The organism is Cupriavidus sp. PB-02 (assembly GCF_058252315.1).
In genome coordinates this window covers 2,926,094-2,950,392 of record NZ_CM177694.1, presented here as the reverse complement: position 1 = coordinate 2,950,392, position 24,299 = coordinate 2,926,094, and the positions used below count along the sequence as shown (strand labels likewise).

General features: G+C 66.1%; 20 protein-coding genes and 2 tRNA genes. 16 read left to right on the top strand and 6 right to left on the bottom strand.

Features of this window, described 5'->3' with window-relative positions:
• Nucleotides 1-72: 72 nt before the first annotated feature.
• From folP to phoR, 9 genes are all read left to right on the top strand, one after another.
• Nucleotides 73-948 (top strand): dihydropteroate synthase, encoded by an 876-nt coding sequence (gene folP / locus AC10V3_RS13795; RefSeq protein ID WP_041681099.1) that lies wholly within the window; start codon nt 73-75, stop codon nt 946-948.
• 84 nt (nt 949-1,032) lie between these two features.
• The gene (gene glmM, locus AC10V3_RS13790) at nt 1,033-2,376 is read left to right on the top strand and encodes a phosphoglucosamine mutase (protein ID WP_022535819.1); all 1,344 of its coding nucleotides are present in this window, start codon (nt 1,033-1,035) and stop codon (nt 2,374-2,376) included.
• Nucleotides 2,377-2,607: 231 nt separating this feature from the next.
• Nucleotides 2,608-3,639, top strand: coding sequence for a phosphate ABC transporter substrate-binding protein PstS (gene pstS, locus AC10V3_RS13785; protein WP_022535818.1), 1,032 nt, complete (start codon nt 2,608-2,610; stop codon nt 3,637-3,639).
• Between the two features lie 117 nt (nt 3,640-3,756).
• Complete coding sequence (gene pstC, locus AC10V3_RS13780) at nt 3,757-4,725, top strand: phosphate ABC transporter permease PstC (protein ID WP_022535817.1); 969 nt, start codon at nt 3,757-3,759, stop codon at nt 4,723-4,725.
• Nucleotides 4,722-5,630: a phosphate ABC transporter permease PstA gene (gene pstA / locus AC10V3_RS13775; protein WP_022535816.1), complete on the top strand. Its 909-nt coding sequence runs from the start codon at nt 4,722-4,724 to the stop codon at nt 5,628-5,630. Before pstC ends, pstA begins: the two co-directional genes overlap by 4 nt.
• A gap of 53 nt (nt 5,631-5,683) precedes the next feature.
• Nucleotides 5,684-6,472, top strand: a complete 789-nt coding sequence (gene pstB, locus AC10V3_RS13770; RefSeq protein WP_022535815.1) for a phosphate ABC transporter ATP-binding protein PstB — start codon at nt 5,684-5,686, stop codon at nt 6,470-6,472.
• 55 nt (nt 6,473-6,527) lie between these two features.
• Complete coding sequence (gene phoU / locus AC10V3_RS13765) at nt 6,528-7,232, top strand: phosphate signaling complex protein PhoU (protein ID WP_022535814.1); 705 nt, start codon at nt 6,528-6,530, stop codon at nt 7,230-7,232.
• Nucleotides 7,233-7,287: 55 nt separating this feature from the next.
• Nucleotides 7,288-7,995 carry a phosphate regulon transcriptional regulator PhoB gene (gene phoB, locus AC10V3_RS13760; RefSeq protein WP_022535813.1) on the top strand — a complete coding sequence of 236 codons (708 nt, stop codon included), beginning with the start codon at nt 7,288-7,290 and terminating at the stop codon, nt 7,993-7,995.
• A gap of 145 nt (nt 7,996-8,140) precedes the next feature.
• The gene (phoR, locus tag AC10V3_RS13755; protein WP_454752207.1) at nt 8,141-9,526 is read left to right on the top strand and encodes a phosphate regulon sensor histidine kinase PhoR; all 1,386 of its coding nucleotides are present in this window, start codon (nt 8,141-8,143) and stop codon (nt 9,524-9,526) included.
• A gap of 57 nt (nt 9,527-9,583) precedes the next feature.
• On the opposite strand, the gene ppk1 is transcribed toward phoR, so the two are convergent.
• The gene (gene ppk1, locus AC10V3_RS13750; RefSeq protein WP_349604236.1) at nt 9,584-11,710 is read right to left on the bottom strand and encodes a polyphosphate kinase 1; all 2,127 of its coding nucleotides are present in this window, start codon (nt 11,708-11,710) and stop codon (nt 9,584-9,586) included.
• A gap of 160 nt (nt 11,711-11,870) precedes the next feature.
• Between ppk1 and ppx the strand changes: the two genes are divergently transcribed.
• The gene (gene ppx / locus AC10V3_RS13745; protein WP_022535810.1) at nt 11,871-13,403 is read left to right on the top strand and encodes an exopolyphosphatase; all 1,533 of its coding nucleotides are present in this window, start codon (nt 11,871-11,873) and stop codon (nt 13,401-13,403) included.
• Between the two features lie 57 nt (nt 13,404-13,460).
• Here the strand turns inward: ppx and AC10V3_RS13740 are convergent, their stop codons facing one another.
• The 3 genes from AC10V3_RS13740 to infA all read right to left on the bottom strand — a co-directional run bounded on the left by AC10V3_RS13740 (nt 13,461) and on the right by infA (nt 15,669).
• Nucleotides 13,461-14,300 carry a GNAT family N-acetyltransferase gene (locus AC10V3_RS13740; RefSeq protein WP_041681098.1) on the bottom strand — a complete coding sequence of 280 codons (840 nt, stop codon included), beginning with the start codon at nt 14,298-14,300 and terminating at the stop codon, nt 13,461-13,463.
• A 430-nt stretch (nt 14,301-14,730) separates the two neighbouring features.
• Nucleotides 14,731-15,207 carry a SixA phosphatase family protein gene (locus AC10V3_RS13735; protein ID WP_022535808.1) on the bottom strand — a complete coding sequence of 159 codons (477 nt, stop codon included), beginning with the start codon at nt 15,205-15,207 and terminating at the stop codon, nt 14,731-14,733.
• A gap of 240 nt (nt 15,208-15,447) precedes the next feature.
• Nucleotides 15,448-15,669 (bottom strand): translation initiation factor IF-1, encoded by a 222-nt coding sequence (infA, locus tag AC10V3_RS13730; RefSeq protein WP_008641674.1) that lies wholly within the window; start codon nt 15,667-15,669, stop codon nt 15,448-15,450.
• Between the two features lie 609 nt (nt 15,670-16,278).
• Here infA and AC10V3_RS13725 point away from each other — a divergent pair.
• Nucleotides 16,279-16,800, top strand: a complete 522-nt coding sequence (locus tag AC10V3_RS13725) for a hypothetical protein (protein ID WP_022535807.1) — start codon at nt 16,279-16,281, stop codon at nt 16,798-16,800.
• 163 nt (nt 16,801-16,963) lie between these two features.
• Entirely contained in the window at nt 16,964-17,719 is a 756-nt protein-coding gene (locus AC10V3_RS13720; RefSeq protein WP_022535806.1) for an exonuclease domain-containing protein, read from the top strand.
• A gap of 85 nt (nt 17,720-17,804) precedes the next feature.
• On the opposite strand, the gene AC10V3_RS13715 is transcribed toward AC10V3_RS13720, so the two are convergent.
• Nucleotides 17,805-17,881, bottom strand: a tRNA-Pro gene (locus tag AC10V3_RS13715).
• A gap of 409 nt (nt 17,882-18,290) precedes the next feature.
• On the opposite strand from AC10V3_RS13715, the gene AC10V3_RS13710 reads away from it, so the two are divergent.
• From AC10V3_RS13710 to AC10V3_RS13700, 3 genes are all read left to right on the top strand, one after another.
• Nucleotides 18,291-19,550 (top strand): GGDEF domain-containing protein, encoded by a 1,260-nt coding sequence (locus AC10V3_RS13710; RefSeq protein ID WP_022535805.1) that lies wholly within the window; start codon nt 18,291-18,293, stop codon nt 19,548-19,550.
• A 63-nt stretch (nt 19,551-19,613) separates the two neighbouring features.
• Nucleotides 19,614-19,690, top strand: a tRNA-Arg gene (locus tag AC10V3_RS13705).
• Nucleotides 19,691-20,018: 328 nt separating this feature from the next.
• Nucleotides 20,019-21,275: an MFS transporter gene (locus AC10V3_RS13700; protein ID WP_022535804.1), complete on the top strand. Its 1,257-nt coding sequence runs from the start codon at nt 20,019-20,021 to the stop codon at nt 21,273-21,275.
• 96 nt (nt 21,276-21,371) lie between these two features.
• On the opposite strand, the gene fabI is transcribed toward AC10V3_RS13700, so the two are convergent.
• Nucleotides 21,372-22,160, bottom strand: a complete 789-nt coding sequence (gene fabI / locus AC10V3_RS13695; RefSeq protein ID WP_022535803.1) for an enoyl-ACP reductase FabI — start codon at nt 22,158-22,160, stop codon at nt 21,372-21,374.
• A gap of 211 nt (nt 22,161-22,371) precedes the next feature.
• On the opposite strand from fabI, the gene AC10V3_RS13690 reads away from it, so the two are divergent.
• A complete protein-coding gene (locus AC10V3_RS13690) occupies nt 22,372-24,261 on the top strand; it encodes an extracellular solute-binding protein (protein WP_454752139.1) in 1,890 nt (629 codons plus the stop codon).
• Nucleotides 24,262-24,299: the final 38 nt, after the last annotated feature.

The window sequence follows — 24,299 nt, the reverse complement described above, 5'->3', positions numbered from 1 at the left end:
CGGTGCCTGGTGCACCGGCTTTTCTTTTTGCGCGACGGGTTCGCGCACAGACTTTCCTCAAGTATTCCGACCTTGCAGCAGACTTCTCAGACCCGGTACTTTCAGTGCGGACGCTTTCGCTTTGCGCTGGACCAGCGCCCGCTGGTGATGGGCATCCTCAACGTTACGCCCGATTCGTTCTCCGACGGCGGCCAGCACACCAGCCGCGATGCGGCGCTGCGCCATGCCGAGCAGATGATCGCGGAGGGCGTGGACATCATTGATATCGGTGGCGAGTCCAGCCGCCCGGGCTCGGCCGCGCTGCCGCTGGAAGACGAGCTGGCCCGCGTGATCCCGGTGGTCGAAGCGCTGCGCGACTGCGGCAAGCCGCTGTCGATCGACACCTACAAGCCCGAGGTCATGCGCGCCGCGCTTGCGGCCGGAGCCGATCTCATCAACGATATCTGGGGTTTTCGCATGCCGGGCGCGGTCGAGGCGCTGGCGGCGCCGGAAGCCGGCCAGGCCGGCCTGTGCGTGATGCACATGCAGCGCGACCCGCAGACCATGCAGGAAGACCCGCACTACGACGACGTGGTCGCCGAGGTGGCCGAGTTCCTGGCCGAACGCATCGCCGCGCTGCGCGCTGCCGGTATCGACGACGCCCGACTATCCCTCGATCCGGGGTTTGGCTTCGGCAAGACGCCCGATCATAATCTGCGCCTGCTGGGGCAACTGCCGCGGCTGGCGCTGGAGGGCCTGCCGGTGCTGGCGGGCATCTCGCGCAAATCCACGCTAGGTGCGATCCTCGGCGGGCGCGCGCCGCAACAACGGATCGCTGCCAGCATTGCCGCGGCGGTGTGTGCGGTAGAGCGCGGAGCATTTATCGTACGGGTGCATGATGTCGGGCAGACGGTGGATGCCGTGAAGACCTGGTGGGCGGTGCGCAACGAAGCCGTCGGTGGGGTCTGAGGCGCATCGCCGGAAAAGTGCAGGACAGAGCGCCAGAGAGCGCCTGACGGAGCAACGAACAGAGAACGGAAAGGGAATCAGCGAATGACACGCAAGTACTTCGGGACGGATGGCATACGGGGCAGGGTTGGCGAGGCGCCGATCACGCCGGATTTCGTGATGCGCCTGGGCCATGCCGCCGGCAAGGTGCTGGCCCACGGGGCCAGGACCGGGCAGGGTCGCCCGACCGTGCTGATCGGCAAGGACACGCGCATTTCCGGTTACATGCTGGAAGCCGCGCTGGAAGCCGGCTTCACCTCGGCCGGCGTGCACGTGCTGCTGACCGGGCCGCTGCCCACCCCCGGCATCGCCTACCTGACGCGCGCGCTGCGGCTGTCGGCCGGGGTGGTGATCTCGGCCAGCCACAACCCGTACTACGACAACGGCATCAAGTTCTTCTCCGCCGATGGCGACAAGCTGCCCGATGAGGTAGAGGCCGAAATCGAGGCCGCCATGGAGGAGTCGATGGTATGCGCGCCTTCCGAGGAACTGGGCCGCGCGCGCCGCATCAACGATGCCCCCGGCCGCTATATCGAATTCTGCAAGAGCACGTTCCCGCATGAGCAGGACCTGCACGGGCTCAAGCTGGTGGTCGATTGTGCCCACGGCGCGGCCTACCACATCGCCCCGCATGTGTTCCATGAACTGGGCGCCGACGTCGTTTCCATCGGCAACCAGCCGGACGGCCGCAATATCAACGACGGCTACGGTGCCACCGCGCCGGCCAAGCTGATCGAGGCGGTCAGGGCCAATGGCGCGGACCTGGGCCTGGCCTTCGACGGCGACGCCGACCGGCTACAGGTGGTGGACGCGAGCGGACGCCTCTACAACGGCGATGAACTGCTGTACCTGATCGTGCGCGACCGCCAGGCCGTTGGCCAGTCGGTGCCGGGTGCCGTCGGCACGCTGATGACCAATATGGCGGTGGAGCTGGCGCTCAAGCGCCAGGGTGTCGAGTTCGTGCGCGCCAAGGTGGGCGACCGTTATGTGCTGGAAGAGCTGAACAAGCGCAAGTGGACGCTGGGCGGCGAAGGCTCCGGCCACCTGCTGTGCCTGGACCGGCACAGCACCGGCGACGGCATCGTGTCGGCGCTCCAGGTGCTGGCGGCGCTGCGCCGCAGCGGCAAGACGCTGGCGCAGCTGCTGGAAGGCGTGGACTTGTTCCCGCAGACGCTGATCAACGTGCGTGTGCAGAAGGGCTTCGACTGGCAGTCGCATGCCGGCCTGCAGGCCGCGCGCGCAACCATCGAGCCGCAGCTGGAAGGTCGCGGCCGGGTGCTGATCCGCGCTTCGGGTACGGAGCCGGTGGTGCGCGTGATGGTCGAGGCCGAACAGGCCGAGATGGCCGAGCGCGCAGCCAAAACCCTGGCAGACGCGCTGGGCGCCTGATACGCCTCACCCTCACGAAGAACGCCGGGCCAGTCCCGGCGTTTTTTTGTGCTGGAACGCAATTAACCGCCGTCATATTTCGGCGTCATGACAGTGCGCTGGCGCCCGTGATCCCTTGCTGGCAGTGGGTTTCGAGAAGATTTAAAGATGTCACGGAATTGTCATATGGGGGGCTTAGAGTTCGTCTTGTCAAAAATTTGTCATTCCCAACCAATGTTCTCTGGAGGACATATGAAGCTGGTCAAGACTGCCGTGGCAGGCATCGTTTCGATGGTGGTAGCAGGCACTGCGTTCGCGGCGGAAATTACCGGTGCAGGCGCTTCTTTCCCGGCGCCCGTGTATTCCAAGTGGGCCGACGCATACCAAAAAGCAACGGGCAACAAGGTCAACTATCAATCCATCGGCTCGTCGGGCGGCATCAAGCAGATCGGCGCCAAGACGGTCGATTTCGGCGCCTCGGACGCGCCGCTGAAGGACGAGGAACTGAACAAGCAGGGCCTGGTCCAGTTCCCGACCGTGATTGGTGGCGTGGTGCCGGTGATCAACCTGCAAGGCATCAAGCCGGGCGACCTGACCATCACCGGCGAGGTGCTGGCCAACATCTACCTGGGCAAGATCAAGAAGTGGGATGACCCCGCGATCAAGGCGCTGAACCCGCAAGCCAAGCTGCCGAACCAGGACATCCTGCCGGTGCGCCGTGCCGATGGTTCGGGCACCACCTTCATCTTCACCAACTACCTGTCCAAGGTCAGCCCCGACTGGAAGAGCTCGGTGGGCGAGGGCACCACGGTCAACTGGCCGGGTGGCGGCACCGGCGGCAAGGGCAATGAAGGCGTGGCCGCTTTCGTGCAGCGCCTGAACGGCGCCATCGGCTACGTTGAGTACGCCTACGCCAAGCAGAACAAGATGACCCACGTGAACATGAAGAACGCATCGGGTGCCGTGGTCAAGCCGGGCGACGATGCCTTCAAGGCCGCCGCCGCCGGTGCCGACTGGAGCAAGAGCTACTACCAGATCCTGACCAACCAGTCGGGCAAGGATGCGTGGCCGATCGCCGGCGCGACCTTCATCCTGGTCCACAAGAACCAGGAAAAGGCTGCGCAGGGCGCGGAAGTGCTGAAGTTCTTCGACTGGGCCTACAAGAGCGGCGCCAACATGGCGGCCGACCTGGACTACGTGCCGCTGCCGGAAAACGTGGTCAACCAGATCCGCTCGACCTGGAAGACCAGCGTCAAGGACGCCTCGGGCAAGGCGCTGTACTGATCTGACGGCATCGTCGGCCCCGCGTGAATGCGGGGCCGGTGTCCGGGCTGCCCGAAACTGGCCCGGACACCGGGCTCCCGCCCAGGCGGGAGCGGCGATCCACCCTGAATTCCCAACATGGCGACTACCCCTTCCGAGATCCGCAACGTCCAGCCCCCGAGCCGCACCGGCGATATCCTGTTCGGCGGCCTGACGCGCGGCGCCGCCATCGTGACGCTGCTGCTGCTGGGCGGCATCATCGTCTCGCTCGCGATCAGCGCCTGGCCGTCGATCCAGACCTTCGGCGCGCGCTTCCTGTGGACCGCGGAGTGGGATCCCCCCGCCGATGTCTACGGTGCGCTGGTGCCGATCTACGGCACCATCGTGACCTCCCTGATCGCGCTGATCATCGCGGTGCCGGTGAGCTTCGGCATCGCGCTGTTCCTGACCGAGCTGTCGCCGGCGTGGCTGCGCCGCCCGCTCGGCACCGCCATCGAACTGCTGGCCGCGGTGCCGTCGATCGTCTACGGCATGTGGGGCCTGCTCGTGTTCGCGCCGATCTTCGGCGAGTATTTCCAGAAGCCCCTGGCCGCCACGGTCGGCCAGCTGCCGGTGGTCGGCAAGCTGTTCCAGGGCGCGCCGCTGGGCATCGGCCTGCTGTGCGCGGGCGTGATCCTGGCGATCATGATCATCCCGTACATCGCCTCGGTGATGCGCGACGTGTTCGAAGTCACGCCGGTGCTGCTCAAGGAATCCGCCTACGGCGTGGGCTGCACCACCTGGGAAGTGATGTGGAACGTGGTGCTGCCATACACCCGCGCCGGCGTCATCGGCGGCGTCATGCTCGGCCTGGGCCGCGCGCTGGGCGAAACCATGGCCGTGACCTTCGTGATCGGCAATACCAACCTGCTGGACAGCGCCTCGCTGTTCTCGCCGGGCAACAGCATCACCTCGGCGCTCGCCAACGAGTTCGCCGAAGCCGGCGCCGGCCTGCACACCGCCGCGCTGATGGAGCTGGGCCTGATCCTGTTCTTCATTACCTTCGTGGTGCTGGCGCTGTCCAAGCTGCTGCTGCTGCGACTGGCAAAGAATGAGGGTACCAAATGAGCCACGCGAGCCAAGCCGTGTCTACCTCTAGCGTATCGATTCCGGCGGTCCGCCCTGACGCGGATGCCATCCGTGCCCGGCTGCAGGCGCGCCGCCGCCGCACCAACCTGTATGCGCTGACCGCCTCGCTGGTGGCGATGGGCTTCGGCCTGTTCTGGCTGGCGTGGATTTTGTGGACCACCGTCACGCTGGGCGTGGGTGGCCTCTCGCTGAACCTGTTCACGCAGATGACGCCGCCCCCCAACACCGCCGGCGGTGGCCTGGCCAATGCCATCTTCGGCAGCTTCGTGATGGTCGGCATGGCCACGCTGTTCGGCACGCCGCTGGGCATCCTGGCCGGCATCTACCTGGCCGAGTATGGCAAGAGCTCGCCGCTGGCCAGCTTTATCCGCTTTATCAACGACATCCTGCTGTCGGCGCCGTCGATCGTGATCGGCCTCTTTGTCTACGCGCTGGTGGTGACCCGCATGGGCCACTTCTCGGGCTGGGCCGGGATCTGCGCGCTGGCGCTGCTGCAGGTGCCGATCGTGGTGCGAACCACTGAGAACATGCTGAACCTGGTGCCCAACGCGCTGCGCGAGGCCGCCTTCGCCCTGGGCACGCCCAAGTGGAAGATGGTGATGTCGATCACGGTGAAGTCATCGTACGCCGGGATTGTGACCGGGGTATTGCTGGCAGTGGCCCGTATCGCCGGCGAAACCGCGCCGCTGCTGTTCACCGCGCTGTCCAACCAGTTCTGGACCAGCGACCTGAACAAGCCGATGGCCAACCTGCCAGTGACGATCTTCCGCTTCGCCATGAGCCCGTTCACCGAATGGCAGCAGCTGGCCTGGGCGGGTGTGTTCCTGATTACGATCGGCGTGCTGGCCCTGAATATCCTGGCGCGCATCCTGTTCAAGAAATAAGCGGCCGGACCACGCAACCCGTCCTGCCCCAAAGACTGCAAGCGAGAAACGCAATGACATCCACCGTCATCGACATTCCCGATTCGGTACGCGCCAAGATCGACGTGCGCAACCTGAACTTCTACTACGGCCAGTTCCATGCGCTGAAGAACATCAACATGTCGATCCCCGACCGCAAGGTCACGGCCTTTATCGGGCCGTCGGGCTGCGGCAAGTCGACGCTGCTGCGCACCTTCAACAAGATGTATGCGCTGTACCCCGAGCAGCGTGCCGAAGGCGAGATCAACATGGACGGCGACAACCTGCTGACTGCGCGCCAGGACATCGCCCTGCTGCGCGCCAAGGTCGGCATGGTGTTTCAGAAGCCGACGCCGTTCCCGATGTCGATCTACGACAACATCGCCTTCGGCGTACGCCTGTTCGAGAAGCTGTCGCGCTCGGAAATGGATGATCGCGTGGAATGGGCGCTGACCAAGGCGGCGCTGTGGAACGAGGCCAAGGACAAGCTGAACCAGTCGGGCTACGGCCTGTCCGGCGGCCAGCAGCAGCGCCTGTGCATCGCGCGCGGCATCGCCATCCGCCCGGAAGTGCTGCTGCTGGACGAGCCGTGCTCGGCGCTGGACCCGATCTCCACTGGCCGCATCGAAGAACTGATCGCCGAGCTCAAGGACGAGTACACGGTCGTGATCGTTACCCACAACATGCAGCAGGCGGCGCGCTGCTCGGACTACACCGCCTACATGTACCTGGGCGAGCTGATCGAGTTCGGCGAAACCGAGAAGATCTTCATCAAGCCGCACCGCAAGGAAACGGAAGACTACATTACCGGCCGCTTCGGTTGATTCGGCCGATTGTCACCGCAAGGCGTAGCATACAAACAGCGGCCAGGAGAATCCCATGCCAGACAAGCACCTGTCGACCCAGTTCGACGCCGACCTCAACGCGATCAATACCAAGCTGCTGCAGATGGGCGGCCTGGTCGAGTCGCAGATCGAGCTCGCCATGCGCGCGCTGTCCGATTTCGACGGTGAGGTCGCCGACCAGGTCATCGCCCGCGAGCAGCAGCTCAATGCGCTGGAAGTCGAGATCGATGCCGACTGCGGCAACATTATTGCCCGGCGCCAGCCGACCGCGCGCGACCTGCGCCTGGTGATGGCCATCTCCAAGACCATCACCAACCTCGAGCGCGCCGGCGACGAGGCCGAGAAGGTCGCCAAGCGCACCAAGCACATCATGGAAGATGCGTCGGCACACAGCATCAACTACGCCGAGGTCAAGCTCTCGGGCGAGATGGCGATCTCGCTGCTGCGCCAGGCGCTGGACGCCTTTGCCCGCCTGGATACCGTGGCGGCGGCGCGCATCGTCAAGGACGACAAGGCCATCGACGAGGAATTCCGCGGCTTCGTGCGCAAGCTGATCACGTACATGATGGAAGACCCGCGTACGATCTCGGTCGCACTGGACTTCCTGTTCATTGCCAAGGCGATCGAGCGCATCGGCGACCACGCCAAGAACATCGCGGAATTTATCATTTACATTGTCAAGGGGACGGACGTCCGCCATGTCTCGCGCGAGGACATGGAGCGCGAAGCGCTGAGCTGAGCGGCCTAAGAATCCGTTACATCATGAAACGGGTTCTATACGGAGAACGATACACATGCCAAGCAGTATTCTCGTTGTCGAAGACGAACCGGCGATCGCTGAACTGATCGCCGTCAACCTGCAGCACGCGGGGCACTATCCGATCCGGGCCTACAACGCCGAGCAGGCGCTGTCGCTGATGAGCGACGTGCTGCCTGACCTGGTGCTGCTGGACTGGATGCTCCCCGGCAAGTCGGGTGCTAACTTCGCCAAGGAGTTGCGAGCCAACGACCGCACCCGCCAGATCCCCATCATCATGCTGACCGCGCGCGGCGAGGAGCAGGACAAGGTGATGGGGCTGGAAGCCGGCGCGGACGACTACGTTACCAAGCCGTTCTCGCCCAAGGAACTGCTGGCGCGGATCAAGGCCGTGCTGCGCCGCCGCGCGCCGCAGCTCACCGACGACGTGGTCGCGATCAACGGCCTGCGGCTGGACCCGGCCACGCACCGCGTCACCGGGCAGGACGACAGCGGTCCGATCAAGCTGGACCTGGGCCCCACCGAGTTCCGTCTGCTGCACTTCCTGATGACGCATCCGGAGCGTGTGCACAGCCGGTCGCAATTGCTCGACCAGGTCTGGGGCGACCACGTCTTTGTCGAGGAACGCACCGTCGACGTCCATATCAAGCGCCTGCGGGCGGCGCTTACGCCGGGCGGCTACAGCAATATGATCGAAACCGTGCGCGGCAGCGGCTACCGGCTGGCGCGCACCCCCGGCGCCTGACGCTTCCGGCCGGCCGGGCGGCACGCGTCGCCCGGTCCGGCCACCGATCTCCACGCTGCTGGCAGGGCGCGGCGAAATCGTGGCACACTCCGTCGCAACTAAGCGGCCCTTATCACAATCCGGGTCGCAAGCCTGAACCCTGCGCATGAATGTCATCTGGGCCCGTTCCGCGGCCATCCTGATCGGTCTGCTGGTGCTGTCCGCCGGTATCTACCTGGCCTTCGGCCCGGTGCCGGCGCTGGCGCTTGCCTGCGCCGCGCTGTTCTCGCTGCTTTGCTATTACCTGTACCAGATCAACCGCTTGTGGAAGGTGCTGGACGCGCCGGTCTACGGCGAAATCCCGAGCGCGCTCGGCCTGTGGGGCGAGGTCTATTACCGGCTGCACCGGCTGGTCAAGCGCTGGCGCACCCAGGTGCTGCAGGTCGAGCAGCAGCACACGCGCTTTATCCAGGCGATCCAGGCCTCGCCCAACGGCGTGCTGATGCTGGACGACGCCGACCAGATCGAATGGTGCAACGACGTGGCCGAGCAGCACTTCGGCCTGAATGCGCGGCGCGATGTGCGCCAGCGCATCACTCACCTGATCCGCCGGCCCGAGTTCGTCCACTACCTGACGCGGCAGCGCTTTGACGAGCCGCTGGTGATGCGCGACATGGGCGAACACAAGCACAGCGTGATCGCGGTGCAGATCCTGCCGTATGGCGACAACCGCAAGCTGGTCATCACGCAGGACATCACCAAGCTCGAGAACACCGAGGCCATGCGCCGCGATTTCGTCGCCAACGTCTCGCACGAGCTGAAGACGCCGCTGACGGTGCTGACCGGCTTTCTGGAAACCGTGCGCGACCTGCCGGTATCGGAGGAGGATCGCCGGCGCTATATCGACCTGATGCTGGTGCAGTCGGTGCGCATGCAGAGCATCGTCGAGGACCTGCTGGCGCTGGCCAGGCTGGAAAGCGATGAGCAGGCGCCGGGCAACGACATCGTGCCGGTGCAGGCGATGGTGGCGCATCTCAGGCACGACGCCGAGGCGCTGTCGCAAGGGCGGCACCAGGTATCGGCCGAGATCGACACCACCGTGGGCTTGCGCGGCGCGGAAACCGAATTGCTGTCCGCGCTAGGCAACCTGGTGTCCAATGCGGTGCGCTACACGCCGGACGGCGGGCGCATCACGATGCGGCTTGGCTGGGAGGACGGCCATGCAGTGTTCTCGGTGGCCGATACCGGACTGGGTATCGCGCCAGAACATATTCCGCGGCTGACCGAGCGCTTCTACCGTGTCGACCGCAGCCGCTCGCGCGATACCGGCGGCACCGGCCTGGGACTTGCCATCGTCAAGCACGTGCTGTCGCGCCACCATGCCGATTTGCGCGTGACCAGCGAGGTTGGCCGCGGCAGTGTGTTCCGGGTGATCTTCCCGCTCGAGCGCAGCGTGCGGTCGGCGGGCGGCGACGGGACGATAGCCGCGGTACCTCCCACGGGCGTCACGACATCGCCGCAGGCGCCGGATTCCTCGCGGCGCGCAGCCTGACACACAAAGAAAAATCCCGCCGCAGCGGGGTTTTCCTTTGCATCCGAGCGGCTCCGTTCACGGCGTGCCGCCGAACATTTCCAGCATGTCGTTCTGGCTGACATGCGGATGCTTGGAGCGGGTCTGCCTGCGCATGTAGTTGCCGTCCGGCTGCATGATCCACGCCGACGCATTATCGCGCAGGTGCACCTGCAGGCTTTCCTTGATGACGCGCGCCTTCAGTGCCCTGTCCAAGACCGGGAAGGCGACCTCCACGCGGCGAAACAGGTTGCGATCCATCCAGTCGGCGCTGGACAGGTACAGCACGTCCTCACCGCCGGCGCGGAAATAGTAGACCCGATGGTGCTCCAGGAAGCGCCCGACAATTGAGCGCACCGAGATGTTTTCCGACATGCCCGGCACGCCCGGCATCAGCGCGCACACGCCGCGCACGATCAGGTCGATCTTCACGCCCGCGCGCGAGGCCTTGTAGAGCTCGTCGATGATCGACGGTTCCAGCAGCGCATTCATCTTGGCGATGATCCGCGCCGGCTTGCCCGCGCGCGCGTTGCGGGCCTCGGCGCGGATATGGTCGACCAGGTTGCTCTGCATGGTGAAGGGCGACTGCCACAGGTGGTTCAGCCGGATGGTGCCGGCGGTGCCGGTCAGCAGCTGGAACACGTGGTGCACGTCTTCGCAGATCGCCTCGTTGGCGGTCAGCAGGCCGAAGTCGGTGTAGAGTCGGGCGGTGCGCGGATGGTAATTGCCGGTGCCCAGGTGCGCGTAGCGGCGCAGCTTGACCTGCTTGGCCTTGGGGCCGGTGGGCTCGCGCCGCACGATCAGCAGCATCTTGGCGTGGCACTTGTGGCCGACCACGCCGTAGATTACGTGCGCGCCGGCGGATTCCAGCCGCTCGGCCCAGTTGATATTGGTTTCCTCGTCGAAGCGCGCCAGCAGCTCCACCACCACCGTCACTTCCTTGCCGTTGCGCGCGGCGGTCATCAGCGCTTCCATCACCAGCGACTCGTTGCCGGTGCGGTAGACCGTCTGCTTGATCGCGACCACGTTGGGGTCGGCCGCGGCCAGCTGCAGCAGGTCGAGCACGGAGTTGAAGCTCTCGTACGGGTGGTGCAGCAGCACGTCCTGCTGGCGCATCACATCGAACATCGACGCGCCGGTGGCAAAGGCCTTGACCGGCGCGGGCACGTACGGCGAGTACTTGAGCGCGGGCCGGTCCACCATGTCGGGGATCTGCATCAGGCGCACCAGGTTCACCGGGCCGGACACCCGGTACAGGTCCTGCTCGGCCAGCCCTGATTCCAGCAGCAGGCGGCGCGCCAGCGGGTTGGGGGTGTCGGACGAGATTTCCAGTCGCACGGTGTCGCCGAAATGGCGCGTGGGCAGTTCGCCCTGCAATGCCTCGCGCAGGTCGGTGATTTCGTCTTCCGACACAAACAGGTCGGAATTGCGCGTGACGCGGAACTGGAAGCAGCCGTGCACCTCGATTGCCGGAAACAGCTCGTGCACGAAGCCCTGCATGAAGGAGGACAGCATCACGAAGCCGAACGGGTAGCCCGACAGCTTCTCCGGCATCTTGACCACGCGCGGCAGCGCGCGCGGCGCCTGCACGATGGCGAGGTCGGCCTCGCGCCCGAAGGCGTCCTTGCCGGACAGTTCCACCACGAAGTTCAGGCTCTTGTTGAGCACGCGCGGAAAAGGGTGGGCCGGGTCCAGTGCGATCGGGGTCAGCACCGGCGCCAGCTCGCGCGTGAAGAACTCGCGCGCCCATTCGCGCTGGGCGTCGGTCCAGGTGGTGGTCAGGTGGAAAAAGACCCCTTCTTTTTCAAGAAGTGGAAAGATGGTGTTCTGCAGCATGTCATACTGCGAAGCAACAAGCCGTTGCGTGCGCTCGGTGACAAGCCGGTAGGTCTGCTGGAAAGAAAGGCCGTCCGGCGTCAGGCCCGACGCGTTGTCGCGCATCTGTTCTTTCAGGCCTGCCATGCGGATTTCAAAAAATTCGTCCAGATTGCTGGACACGATGCAGATGAATTTCAGCCGCTCCAGCAGTGGGATCTTCGGGTCCGCCGCTTGCGCCAGGACGCGAGCGTTGAATTCCAGGATGCCCAGTTCGCGATTGAGCAGCGTACTGGGCGGAGTCGTCGACATGAGCATGGGCTTTCTTTGGTAATGTGGCGACTTTTCCATAGCAACGTGTCATTTTCATGACAGTTTGATTTTGTCATGATGTGGACATGACAACGACATATTTTTCCCGGGCGCGAGCGCCGGCCGGAGGCACTACCATGCACCCGCCGCCATCGCATGAACGCGCAACGCCAACGCGAACCAGCCCTCCAATCACACGATGAACAATTCCCCACGCCTGCTGGCCGCCGTCGACATGGGCTCGAACAGCTTCCGCCTGATGATCGGGCGGGTGGACGAAACCCCTACCGCCAGCGGCCCGGCCAGCCAGATCTTCCAGGTCGACGCGCTGCGCGAGCCGGTGCGCCTGGCCGCCGGCCTGACGCCCGACAAATACCTGGACCAGCCCGCGCGCCGCCGCGGCATCGACGCGCTGCGACGCTTCGGCGACCGGCTGCGCGACTTCGCGCCCAACCAGGTGCGCGCCGTGGCCACCAACACCCTGCGCGTGGCCAAGAATGCGTCGGAATTCCTGATCGAGGCCGAAAGCGCCCTCGGCTTCCCGATCGAAGTTATCGCAGGGCGCGAAGAGGCGCGGCTGATCTACCTCGGCGCCTCGCATGATGCGCCGGCGTGCCAGGGCAACCGGTTGGTGGTCGATATCGGCGGCGGCTCGACCGAGTTCATCATCGGCAGTGGCTATCAGTCCAAGCTGATGGAGAGCCTGTATATCGGCTGTGTCTCGCACAGCCGCCAGTTCTTCCCCAGCGGCAATGTCGATGACTACGCGATGAAGCAGGCCGAACTGGCCGCGCGCCGCGAGATCCAGGTGCTGGTGCGCCAGTACCGCGCCGCCGGCTGGGAGCAGGCGGTGGGCTCGTCAGGCACCGCGCGCGCGCTGGCCGAGTTGATCGAGCTCAACGGCATGAATGACAACCCGTCTGAGCACGGCATCACGCGCGAGGGGCTGGAGCGGCTCAAGCGCGCGCTGATCAAGGCTGAAAACACTAACCGCGTCAAGCTGACCGGTCTCAAGCCGGACCGCATCCCGGTGCTGCCCGGCGGCCTGTCGATCATGCTCGGCGTGTTTGCCGAACTCGATATCGACCGCATGGACGTCACCGACGGCGCGCTGCGCCTTGGCGTGCTGTACGACCTGCTCGGGCGCAGCCACCACGAGGACATGCGCACGGTCACGGTCGACCAGTTCATGCGGCGCTATGGCGTGGACCGGGCCCAGTCCGCACGGGTGCGCGGCACCGCGCAGGCGCTGCTGGCACAGTTCCCGGAACCTGCCAACGAACGGCGCGAGGACAACCTGCTGCTGCTGGGCTGGGCCGCCAGCCTGCATGAGATCGGCATGTCGATCTCGCACAGCGGCTACCACAAGCATTCGGCTTATATCGCCACGCACGCGGACATGCCAGGTTTTTCCAAGACCGACCAGGCGCGGCTGGCGACGCTGCTGCTGGGCCATGCGGGCAAGCTCGGCAAGCTCTCGGGCAGCGGCAAGTTCGTCGACTGGCGCATGCTGTTCAGCCTGCGGCTGGCCTTCGTGCTGTGCCGCCGCCGCTCGGACGTGGCCTTGCCCGATATCCGCGTCAGCCAGCTGGCCGAAGCACTGGACGAGGGCTTCACGGTGAAGCTGCCGAAGACGTGGATCGAGGCCAATCCGCTGATCGAATACAGCCTCGCGCAGGAGGCCGACGAATGGCAGCGGATCGGCAAGCGCTACAAGGTTGTCTACGACTGAGACGACTGAGCGCGGGGAAAGCGGCCGCCGGGGAGGCGGCCGAAGGGAAGCCGCCGCTCAGGCGGCGTTGTTCAGGCCCAGGAAGTGGCGGGCGTAGCGCGGGTTCATGTCGTTCACGCGCAGCAGCGTCAGGAAGTCCGCCACGTTGAAGTCCGGGTCCCAGGCCGGCTGGCCGCAGATCTTGGCGCCCAGGCGCAGGTAGCCCTTGATCAGTGCGGGCGGCTCCACCTCCAGCTGCTGGTTCAGGTCCTCGACCGGCAGCGGCAGGCGCGGGAAAGCGTGGTACTCGATTGGCGCCAGCGAGCGCTCGGTGAACAGGCGGTGCAGGCTGGCCGCGTAGTGGCCGCCGTCGCTCATGGGCACGCTGGCGCAGCCCAGCATCGACTCGATGCCCCAGCGCTGCAGGTACTCGCCCAGGCCGCCCCACAGGGCCATGATCACGCTGCCCGAACGGTAGTCGCGGTGCACGCACGAGCGGCCCAGTTCCAGCATCTTGGGGCGCAGGTGCGCCAGGCGCACCAGGTCGAATTCCGATTCCGCGTACAGGCAGCCCATCCGCTTGGCCTGGTGCGGCGGCAGCACGCGGTAGGTGCCGACCACGCGCAGCGTGGCCAGGTCGCGCACGATCAGGTGGTCGCAGTAGGCATCGAACATGTCGATGTCCAGTTCGGGCACCGAGGATGTCAGGCGCGCGCCCATCTCCTCGGCAAACACCTTGTAGCGCAGGCGCTGCGCCTCGACTACTTCGTCCTGGTGGCGCGCCCACGCCACGCTGAGAGCAGGCGACTCATTTGCCGTATCCGATTGACGAGGAAGACGCCTCCGCGCCGTCTGGCCGCCGAGGCCATTGGGCAGAGAGTCGAAGAGCGGCTGGGTAGGCGTCGGGAGGTCTCGCATCAGTATGTCCTTTTGGTGACGAAACTGTTGCGATGCAATGTAGTCAGGCCCGGTGACAGTGCCGTGACCCGCCGATGACGCTTCCGTGACGGTGCGCGCCGCGGCGGGAGACTGGGGATCTTCGTGTGATGGGTCCGCCAGCGCGGTGAGGGCCTCGTGGCGGGGCTGGCGGTGGGGCGGGCGGTTCATGGGGAATCCGTGACACCTGCGGTCGGCGCCCATGCACGGGGCAGGGCGAGCCCGGCACCGCGCAGGCGACACCGTAGCGACTCTAGGGACGGGAGATTCCGCAGGCCATCAGCAATTTCTGATTTTGTGGGATAGCGATGGGGAGTGAGGTGACGCGGCCGAGCCGCGTGGAATGGGCGTGGCCGGCATTCGGCGCGCTTGAGGCGCTGTCGCCCGGCGTCAGGAACGCCTGAGCAAGTCCTCAGAGAAATTCGGGATTCACCACCGCGCGCAGCACGGTCTGCGCTTCGCTTTCGCGGGTGCGGCCGGTGAGCCACCACACGCCGCTCTTGCGCACGCTCCACTCCATTTCGGTGCCGGCCAGCAGCAGGCTGGCCACGCGGCCGATCCAGGGCTGGTGCCCGACCACCACCACATGCTCGGGCCGCTCGGGCCATTCCACGGCGGCCAGTACCGCGCTGACATCGGCGCCGGGCGAGAGCGCCTCGACGATCTCCGGCTCGCCGGTCAGCGCGGCCGCCGTCTCACGCGCGCGCACCGCGGGGCTGCACAGCACGCGGGTATCGGCGGGCAGATGCGCGCGCAGCCATTTGGCCGAGGCTTCTGCCTGCCTGCGGCCGCGGCGGGTGAGCGGACGCTGCAGGTCGGCATGGCGGCTCAGGCTGAGCGCGTCGGGGAGGGCTTCGGCTTCGGCGTGGCGCCACAGGATCAGGTTCATGTCGGGCTGGGCAGGGGTGCGTGCTTCGAGTATGGTGACGCGGCCCGACCGGCGCAAGCGACAGGCTTTTCCGCAGGGCCATCGGCGCTGGCGCCAACGACGGCACGTAAACGAAAACAGGCTGCCGGTGGGCAGCCCGAAAGTGTGTCCGCGCGCGGTGTCAGCGGTGTGACAGCGCGTGGGCGTGCAAGCGCAGCAGGCCCGGCGGCGCCTTCAGCGCCGCCGCGGCCGTGCAAAAACTCAGGACTTGTGGCGGAAGTTGATGCGTCCCTTGGTCAGGTCGTAGGGCGACATTTCAAGGGTGACACGGTCGCCGGCCAGGATGCGAATGCGGTGCTTCTGCATCTTGCCCGAAGCGTATGCCCAGATTTCCACGCCGTTTTCCAGCGTGACCCGATAGCGGTTGTCAGGCAGGGCTTCCGACACCACGCCGCCAAATTCAATGAGTTCTTCCTTAGCCAATCTGTCTTCCTTTTCGGCAGCCAGCAAAGGCTGCATGATTGCGTTATCAAAAATTCCTGTCGGCTCGGCCGCCACATTGGCGCGACACGGAGCCGGGGCACATATCGCCGCTGGCGGCGAAGCGTGCCTCTGGGGTGGTTCGGAGCAAGCTCACGCGGCTTGCGGCGCGCGCGGCCTGTGCTCGGTCCTGTCAGCGGTATCGCATGGCTGGCGCGGATTGCGTGCGCCGGCCTTGCCGGTGACGGCCGGGGCGGCCGTGCGCTACGCAGGATGGGCGGGCAGGTGTACCCGGTGGTTCGCCAGTTTGTATGTCGTCGCGGATGGGCCCGCGCCGGCGGCTGCTGTGCGCTCGCGAAAGCGCGCTGGTGAGAACGCCCGGTTACAGGGGATGCACGGACACCCCGGGGGCTACTACGCGAGTATACCACGTACGCAGTTGCAGCATTGCCGGCGCAGGTCCGCAGCGCAGGTTCGGGCAACGCAACATAAGTGGGCTGGGGTGGTGATGTACGGCGCACCTGAGGGCGACGTGGCCGCTTGGTATTTGCGTCGTATGAGCTAGAACTAACTCGTACGGCCTGCCGGGCCGCATCTCGCAAGGAGACTGCCATGGAACTCCATCTGGAATCGCACCGCTATGTCCGCTGCAAGCCGGACTGGCGGGCCGCCGTGATGGCGGGCCTGATCGCCGGCGCGGCATACATGGTGCTTGAGCTGCTGACTGCGCGCTTCCTGCTGTATCAGGGCGCCTGGGGGACGGTGAAGATGGTGGCAGCCATCATCCTCGGGCGAGAAGCTCTGTCGGCCGATGCCTTCAACTGGACCATCGTGCTGTCCGCGGGTACCGTTCACTTCGCACTGTCGATTATCCTGGCCGCGGCGCTGGCCTTGATCCTTTCGTCGTTCCGACTGGATTCAAGCATGGCCCTGGCCTCGGTGGTCGGCATAGTGTTCGGCGTAGTGGTGTACCTGATCAACTTCTATGTGTTCGGGCGCTATTTCAACTGGTTCGACGAGGCCCGTGGCTGGGAGAGCCTGTTCGCCCATGCGCTGTTCGGGCTGGTGGCGGCGGATGTGTATTGCAACCTCGAGCGACGGCGCAACGACATGCCGGACCGGCAGCCGGCCTGAGCGGCACGGCGGATAGGAGGCACCAGCCGGCATCCATCCGGCTGGCGCCTTCGGCTAGCCCATCTGGTTGATATGACGTTTGGCGCGCCCGCACTAACCTAGAGGCAAACGATCAGAGCGGCCGCTGCCAACAAGCCTTGCGGACGGCCACACCGGAGTACCCATGCGGGTGGCAATCGTCAGTACGGAAACCACGGGGCTCACGCCAGCGGACGAGCCCGTCAGCATCGGCCTGCTACTTGTCGAAGTAGCGCCGCGTGCGGGCAGCCTCGTGCGGGAGATTACCGACTACTACGGTTCGCAGGAGCCCACCGTGGCGATCAGCGAGGCCGCCACCTGCGTGCACGGCCTGACTACCGAGATGCTGCGCGGCCAGCGTTTCGACGTCGAAGCCATCCGCGCCATCGTCGACGACGCTGATGTGCTGGTGGCGCATGGGGCCGAATTCAACGCCCGCATGCTCGAAAAAGTGCTGCCCGACATACAGCGCAAGCGCTGGCGCTGCTCGGTCCGGCAGGTGCGCTGGTCCCAGTACTTCCATGCCCCCAACCACAAGCTCGATACACTGTGCGAGCACCTGCGCATCTTCAGGCCCCGCCCGCAAATCGCGCTGGACGATTGCCTGGCGCTGTCCAAATTGCTGTTCCAGCATATGGGTGCTGTCAGCCAGTCGACCCCGATGGGTTTCCTGCTGGCCCAGCCGGATTTCGTGTCGCGTGCCGCGAAGCACGCGTCGGCCGCCGGCGCTGAGCAGCCACCCCCACCTCCGGCGCCCGCGCAGGCAGGTGTCCCACCGCCGTGGGTGCCCAAAGGCGAAGCCCGCAACGATGGTCCGATGCGGGGACTCGTGCTGGTCGCGATAGTGCTGATACTGACTGCGGCGGCGCTGATCTGGCCCGAGTTGTTGCCGCGGTGGTGAGAATGCGGCTGCACCCAAAATAAGCGTTCCAAAGAAAAACGGCCCGGACATTGCTGTCCAGGCCGTCATTCTCAAAGCTTAAAACTGGTCGGGGCGACATGATTCGAACATGCGACCCTCTGATCCCAAATCAGATGCGCTACCAGGCTGCGCTACGCCCCGAAGCTGACGATTGTAGCCCGCTCCCGGGAGCGCGGTCAATCAGATGTGGTGATGCGCACCGCACCGCGGTGTTGCGTGGCAAGCGTTCTCCCCCTTCTGGCGGGGGCGCTTTGGCTTGACTTGGGTTTGCGCGCTGCGATAATCCGTGCACCGCTCCAGTCCGACCGGCGTGCTATTGGGAACGCCCGGTTTGCGTTTTCCTTCCGGACTGACCTGATCACCACAACAAGAACAGCGCTCCCGCGCCCCGGAGAGCGCATCGGCGCGTCTGCGCCTGCCGGGCGGCAGCCGCCGGAACGGCCTGATCCAGGATGCGGGAACTATCACAACGGTCCGGCACAGGACCGGTACAAGAAAGGGAGGGGTGGCGCCATGCGGAGCGCCGCTTGTCGCCTTGGACGGGATGAAGATGTTTCAGTCGCACATAGTTGTGCTCATCGCGGGCTTGTTTGCCCTGCAGATGGCGGTGGTTTGCGTCGTATTGCGCCGGTCCGCCGGCATGGACCGCAGCGGCCTGACGTCGTGGGCGCTGGGGAATGTGGCGGCGGCGATGGCTTCGGTGCTGTCCGCCGTTCAGGAGCTGCGGCCGTTGTGGCTGGTGCCGGAGGCGACCGATCTGGCGCTGCTGGCGGCGCTGTCGGTGATGGCGGTAGGCGTGCGGCACTTTGCGGGGCGGCCCGGCCGCACCGCGCCGATGCTGGCGCTGAACCTGGCGGCGGGCGCCGGCGTGGCGTGGCTGGACCTGGCGCCGCAATACATGGTTGCGCCACCGGCGCTGCCGGCAGTGCAGCCGCTGCTGACGGCATGCCATATCCTGCTGCTGCTCGACCTGGCGCGTAGCATTGTGCCATCGGTGCCATCCACGCGCGGCACGGGCCGGCTGGCGGCGCTGTCGCTGGTGCTGATCGTCACCGCCGCGGCGGGCATCAATGCGTGGACACTGGCGCTGCCGCTGGCCACAGTGGTGCAGGGCGGGGCCTGGCCGCGGCCGATACCGTGGGATGGCGAGCTGGCCATGCTCAATGTCTTTGCGCTGGTGGGCGCCTCGGTCAGCTTTGCGCTGATGGCGCACGACCGTCTGCGCCGCATGCTGGAGCGGCGCGCCCGGCATGACGACCTGACCGACGTGCTGCTGCGGGGCGCGTTCTGGGAAGAACTCGAAGCGGCGTGCCTGCAGGCCGAGCGGCAACGCCAGCCGCTGACGGTGGCGTTCGTCGACCTGGACCATTTCAAGGCGATCAACGATGTCTACGGACACCTGGCCGGTGACAGCGTGCTGCGGCACTTTGCCGGGCTGCTGCGCAAGGCCTGCGGTGCGCGCGACGTGGCGGGGCGCCTGGGCGGGGAGGAGTTCGCCATCGTGATGCCCGATACCGCGCTGGAGAATGGCAGGTTGACCTGCATGCGGCTGGCCACATCGGTGCGCGCCACGCCGTGCCCGTCGGAGCCAGATCCGATCGCCTACACGGTCAGCATCGGCCTGGCTGTGCGCCAGGCCGGCGAGGGTGCCGACGCGCTGATGCGCCGTGCCGACCGCGCCCTCTACGATGCCAAGCTGAAGGGGCGCAACTGCGTGTCGATGCACCCCGCGGCAAGCGCTGCGGGCAGCGAGGCCGCCGTAGCCGATGGCCGCTACGGCACGCGCGGCCGACCGCGCGTCGCTTCCTGATGCGCGGCGCCTGTCACTTCGCTTTTTACCCGGCGGCGGCGCTGCGGTAGAATGCACGCCTTCGCGTCCTTAGCTCAGTTGGATAGAGCACTCGCCTTCTAAGCGAGCGGTCAGAGGTTCGAGTCCTCTAGGACGCGCCAGCGTCTGGTTGACGCCCATTTCTCCGCTCCTGCGGCCGCGTCGCTGCAACCGGACGGCGCAACGCCGCCCGCAACCGCCCCGAGCATTCCCAAATCAATCGGATCGCGCTGTGGCGGCGCCATATGCGCACTGGCTCGCGCGCTACCAGTTGCAGCATTGAGCGCCGTAGCAGCCACGGCGTAGGGGGCAGGCGCCGGCACGTTTTGCCGTTTTGCCGCACAATACGACCTGCGCGCCGCACAGGAGCACGCTGGAGCATCAGAGGCGAGGGCCCGGACCCCGCCCGTCAGCGGGCGGCAATCCGAAGAACACCTTGCGATCCTGTACATGGCCGCCCCACATGCACAATCCGCCGCGGATACGGTCCGCGGCGCCCAGTCTTCCCTTTTCCCCGTCGCAGACACTGAAGCGCCCCGCAGCACCGGCCGGCTGCCGCTGCTCGCGCTTGGCGTCGGCAGCTTCGCCATCGGCACCGGCGAGTTCGTCATCATGGGCCTGCTGCCGGATGCCGCGCGCGACCTTGCAATCTCGATCCCGGAAGCCGGCCATCTGATCAGCGCCTATGCGCTGGGCGTGGTGATCGGTGCGCCGCTTCTGGCCGTGCTGGGCGCGCGCTGGCCGCGGCGCAACCTGCTGATCGCGTTGATGGCCATGTTTGCCGCCGGCAATATCGCCAGCGCGCTGGCGCCTTCCTACCTGTCGATGCTGGTCGCGCGCCTGCTGACGGGCTTTCCGCATGGCACGTACTTCGGCGTGGCGGCGCTGGTCGCCGCCAGCCTGGTGGCACGAGAGCGGCGCGCGCAGGCGGTGGGGCTGGTGATGCTCGGCCTGACCATCGCCACGCTGGTGGGCGTGCCGATCGCGGCCACGGTTGGCACCTGGCTGGGCTGGCGCTCCGCCTTCCTGATCGTCGGCGCCATCGGCGCGCTGACCGCGCTGCTGGTGTGGCGCTGGGTGCCGTTCGTGCCGGCCGACCGGCATGCCAGCCCGCTGCGCGAGCTGTCGGCGCTCAGGCGCAAGCAGGTGTGGCTGACGCTGGGCATCGGCGCGATCGGCTTCGGCGGCATGTTCTCGGTGTTCAGCTATATCAAGCCGACCATGCTGGAGCTCGCGCATATGCCGGCGGCCGGCATCCCGATAGTGCTGGCGCTGTTCGGCGTCGGCATGGTGGCTGGCAACCTTGCCGGCGCGCGCTTGGCGGACAAGGCGCTGATGCCGACCATCGGCGGCGTGCTGGTGTGGACGGCGCTGGTGCTGGCGGCCTTCACCTTCACCGCGCCGCATGCGTGGCTGGCTTCCTTCAACGTACTGCTGGTGGGCACCGCGGTGGCGCTCGGCCCGGCGCTGCAGATCCGGCTGATGGACGTGGCGGGGGATGCGCAGACGCTGGCGGCCGCGCTCAACCACTCTGCCTTCAACATGGCCAATGCGCTTGGTGCGTGGCTGGGCGGCGTGACCATCGCGGCCGGCTATGGCTGGACGTCGACCGGCTGGGTGGGCCTGCTGCTGGCACTGGGCGGGCTGGGGATCTATGCCTGGTCGATGCTCGACATGGATCGTCGCGGCGCCACTGCGGCAGCGTAGCGCAACAAACAGCGCCGGCGCCGCACGCTGCAGGCCTCGCGGCCAAAAAAAAGTGCCCGATTGGGCACCTTTCTCATGCGGGCTGGCGGGCCTGGCTTACTCTGCGTCCGCCACGCTCGCGCCGACCACATTGAAGCCGCCGTCGACATAGGTGATTTCACCGGTCACGCCGCTGGCCAGGTCGGACAGCAGGAAGGCGGCCACGTTGCCGACTTCTTCGATGGTGACGTTGCGGCGCAGCGGCGCGGCTTGCTCGAAGTGGCCCAGCAACTTACCGAAGCCCTTGATGCCAGAGGCGGCCAGGGTCTTGATCGGGCCGGCCGAGATGCCGTTGGCGCGGATGCCGCGCGGGCCCACCGACGAGGCCAGGTAGCGCACGCTGGCTTCCAGCGAGGCCTTGGCCAGCCCCATGGTGTTGTAGTTGGGGACCACGCGCTCGGCGCCCAGGTAGGTCAGCGTCAGCAACGAAGCCTTGTCCGACAGCAGCGGCAGCGCGGCCTTGGCCAGCGCCGGGAAGCTGTAGGCGGAAATGTCATGGGCGACGCGGAAGCCTTCGCGCGACAGGCCTTCCAGGAAGTCGCCGGCGATCGCTTCGCGCGGCGCGAAGCCGATCGAGTGCACCAGCCCGTCGAACTTCTCCCAGCGCTGGCCCAGCGCCGCGAAGGTCGCGGCGATCTGCTCGTCGCTGCCGACGTCGCATTCGAATACCAGGTCGCTGCCGAATTCCTTGGCAAAGTCGCTGATCCGGTCCTTGAACCGTTCGCCGACATAGGTGAAGGCGAGCTCGGCGCCTTCGCGTTTGCACGCCGACGCGATGCCGTAGGCGATCGAGCGGTTCGAGAGCAAGCCGGTGATAAGGATCCGCTTACCTGCCAGAAATCCCATAAGTTCTCCAAGGTGGTGTATCAGGCACGCTTCCTGCGTCCGCCGTGCGGCCGTGCGCATGCCTTTGCTGTCCTGCGACCGTTTTATTGCGCCGCGCAGAGGGAATGTCCGGATGGCTGGGGCCACCCCGGACGCATGTAAAATTGTCTCATACTTGGCCCGGCCGCAGAACGCCGGGACCCCAGAGGTCATAGTGGAGGAATCCAACGGGATGCCTATTCAAGCACGTTGGCCGCTTCAGGCGGCATGGCAGTGCTTCCGGCGGGATGCGGTACTGCAGTATTGGCTGGCGATGATGCTGGCGGCGGGGGTCTTCCTGTGTCCCGTTTCGGCAATGGCGGCGCATGGCTTTGCGCTGCACGGGGACTTGAAGTACAGCGCGGATTTCCGGCACTTCGACTACGTCAATCCGAATGCACCGGCCGGCGGCACGCTGACGCTCGCCAATCCGGACCGGCGCACCAGTTTCGACAAGTTCAATCCGTTCACGCTTAAGGGCACCTCGGCGCCCGGGCTCAATGCGCTGATGTTCGAGTCGCTGCTCGTCAGCAGCGCCGACGAGACCGCCAGCGCCTACGGCCTGCTGGCGGAGGACGTCACGGTGGCGCCGGACGAGATGTCAGTCACTTTCCGCATCCGGCCGCAAGCGCGCTTCTCCAATGGCGACCCGGTGCTCGCGTCAGACGTCAAGCATTCTTATGACATGCTGATGAGCAAGGCCTCGAGCCCCGGCTACCGCAGCATGTGCACGGACGTGAAGGACGTGGTCGTGACCGGCGAGCGCACGCTGCGCTATGACTTCAAGCAGCGCAATCGCGAGCTGCCGCTGATCGTCGGCGCGCTGCCGGTGTTCTCGAAGAAATGGACGGCCGCGGTGCCGTTCGCGAAGCTGACCTTCGAGCCGCCGATTACCAGCGGTCCCTACCTGATCGAGCGCTACGACGCCGGCCGCGGCATCATCTTCAAGCGCGACCCCAAATACTGGGGCAAGGACCTGGCGGTGCGTCGGGGTACCTTCAATTTCGCGCGCGTGGTCTACCGCCTGTACAAGGACGAGACCGCCAAGCTGGAGGCCTACAAGGCGGGCGAGTTCGACGCCATCGTCGAATATCGCGCCAAGAACTGGGCCAAGAGCTACCAGGGCACGCGCTTCCGCAGTGGCGAGCTGATCAAGACCGACTTCCCGCACCGCAACGGCGCGGGCATGCAGGGCTTCGTGATGAATATGCGCAAGCCGGTGTTCCAGGACGTGCGCGTGCGCCAGGCACTGATCCTGGCGCTGGATTTCGAATGGCTGAACCGTCAACTGTTCTACGGCGCCTACAGGCGCCTCGACAGCTGGTTCTCCAACAGCGAGCTGGCGGCGAGCGCGACCTTCGACGGCCGCCCCGGCCCCGGTGAGCTGGCGCTGCTCGAGCCGCTGCGCGCCCAGCTGCCGCAGGAGGTGTTCGGCCCGGACGTGGTGCAACCGAGCACCGCGGCGCCGCGCTCCTTGCGCGACAACCTGCGCCTGGCGCGGCGCCTCCTGGCCCAGGCCGGCTGGACCTATACCGACGGCGCGCTGCGCAACGCCAAGGGCGAGCCGCTGGTATTCGAGTTCCTGGACGACGGCGGCGCCATGAGCCGCGTCATCACCACCTATGTGCGCAACCTGGAAAAGCTCGGCATCCAGGTGAACCAGCGCACCACGGACTTTGCGCTGTACCAGAAGCGGCTGGAAGACTTCGACTTCGACATGGTGTCGATCCGTTTCCCCGACTCGCAAAGCCCCGGCAACGAGCTGCGCGACCGCTTTTCCAGCGAGGCCGCCGGCACGCCGGGCTCGGACAACCTGTTCGGGCTCAAGTCGCCGGAGGTCGACCAACTGGTGGACAACGTGCTGCGTGCCCATACCCGGCAGGAGCTGATCACTGCCGGGCGCGCGCTGGACCGCGTGCTGATGCATGGCTACTACATCGTGCCGAACTGGTACAGCGCGTCGCACCGGGTCTCATACCGCAAGGAACTGGCGTACCCGGAACGGCTTCCCTATTTCTATACGGCCGAAGGCTGGGTCCTGAGCCACTGGTGGCGCAAGGACGTCAAGCCGCAAGGGCGCTGACGCGCCCGGCGACCCCAAGCACAAGGAAGAGGACCGGC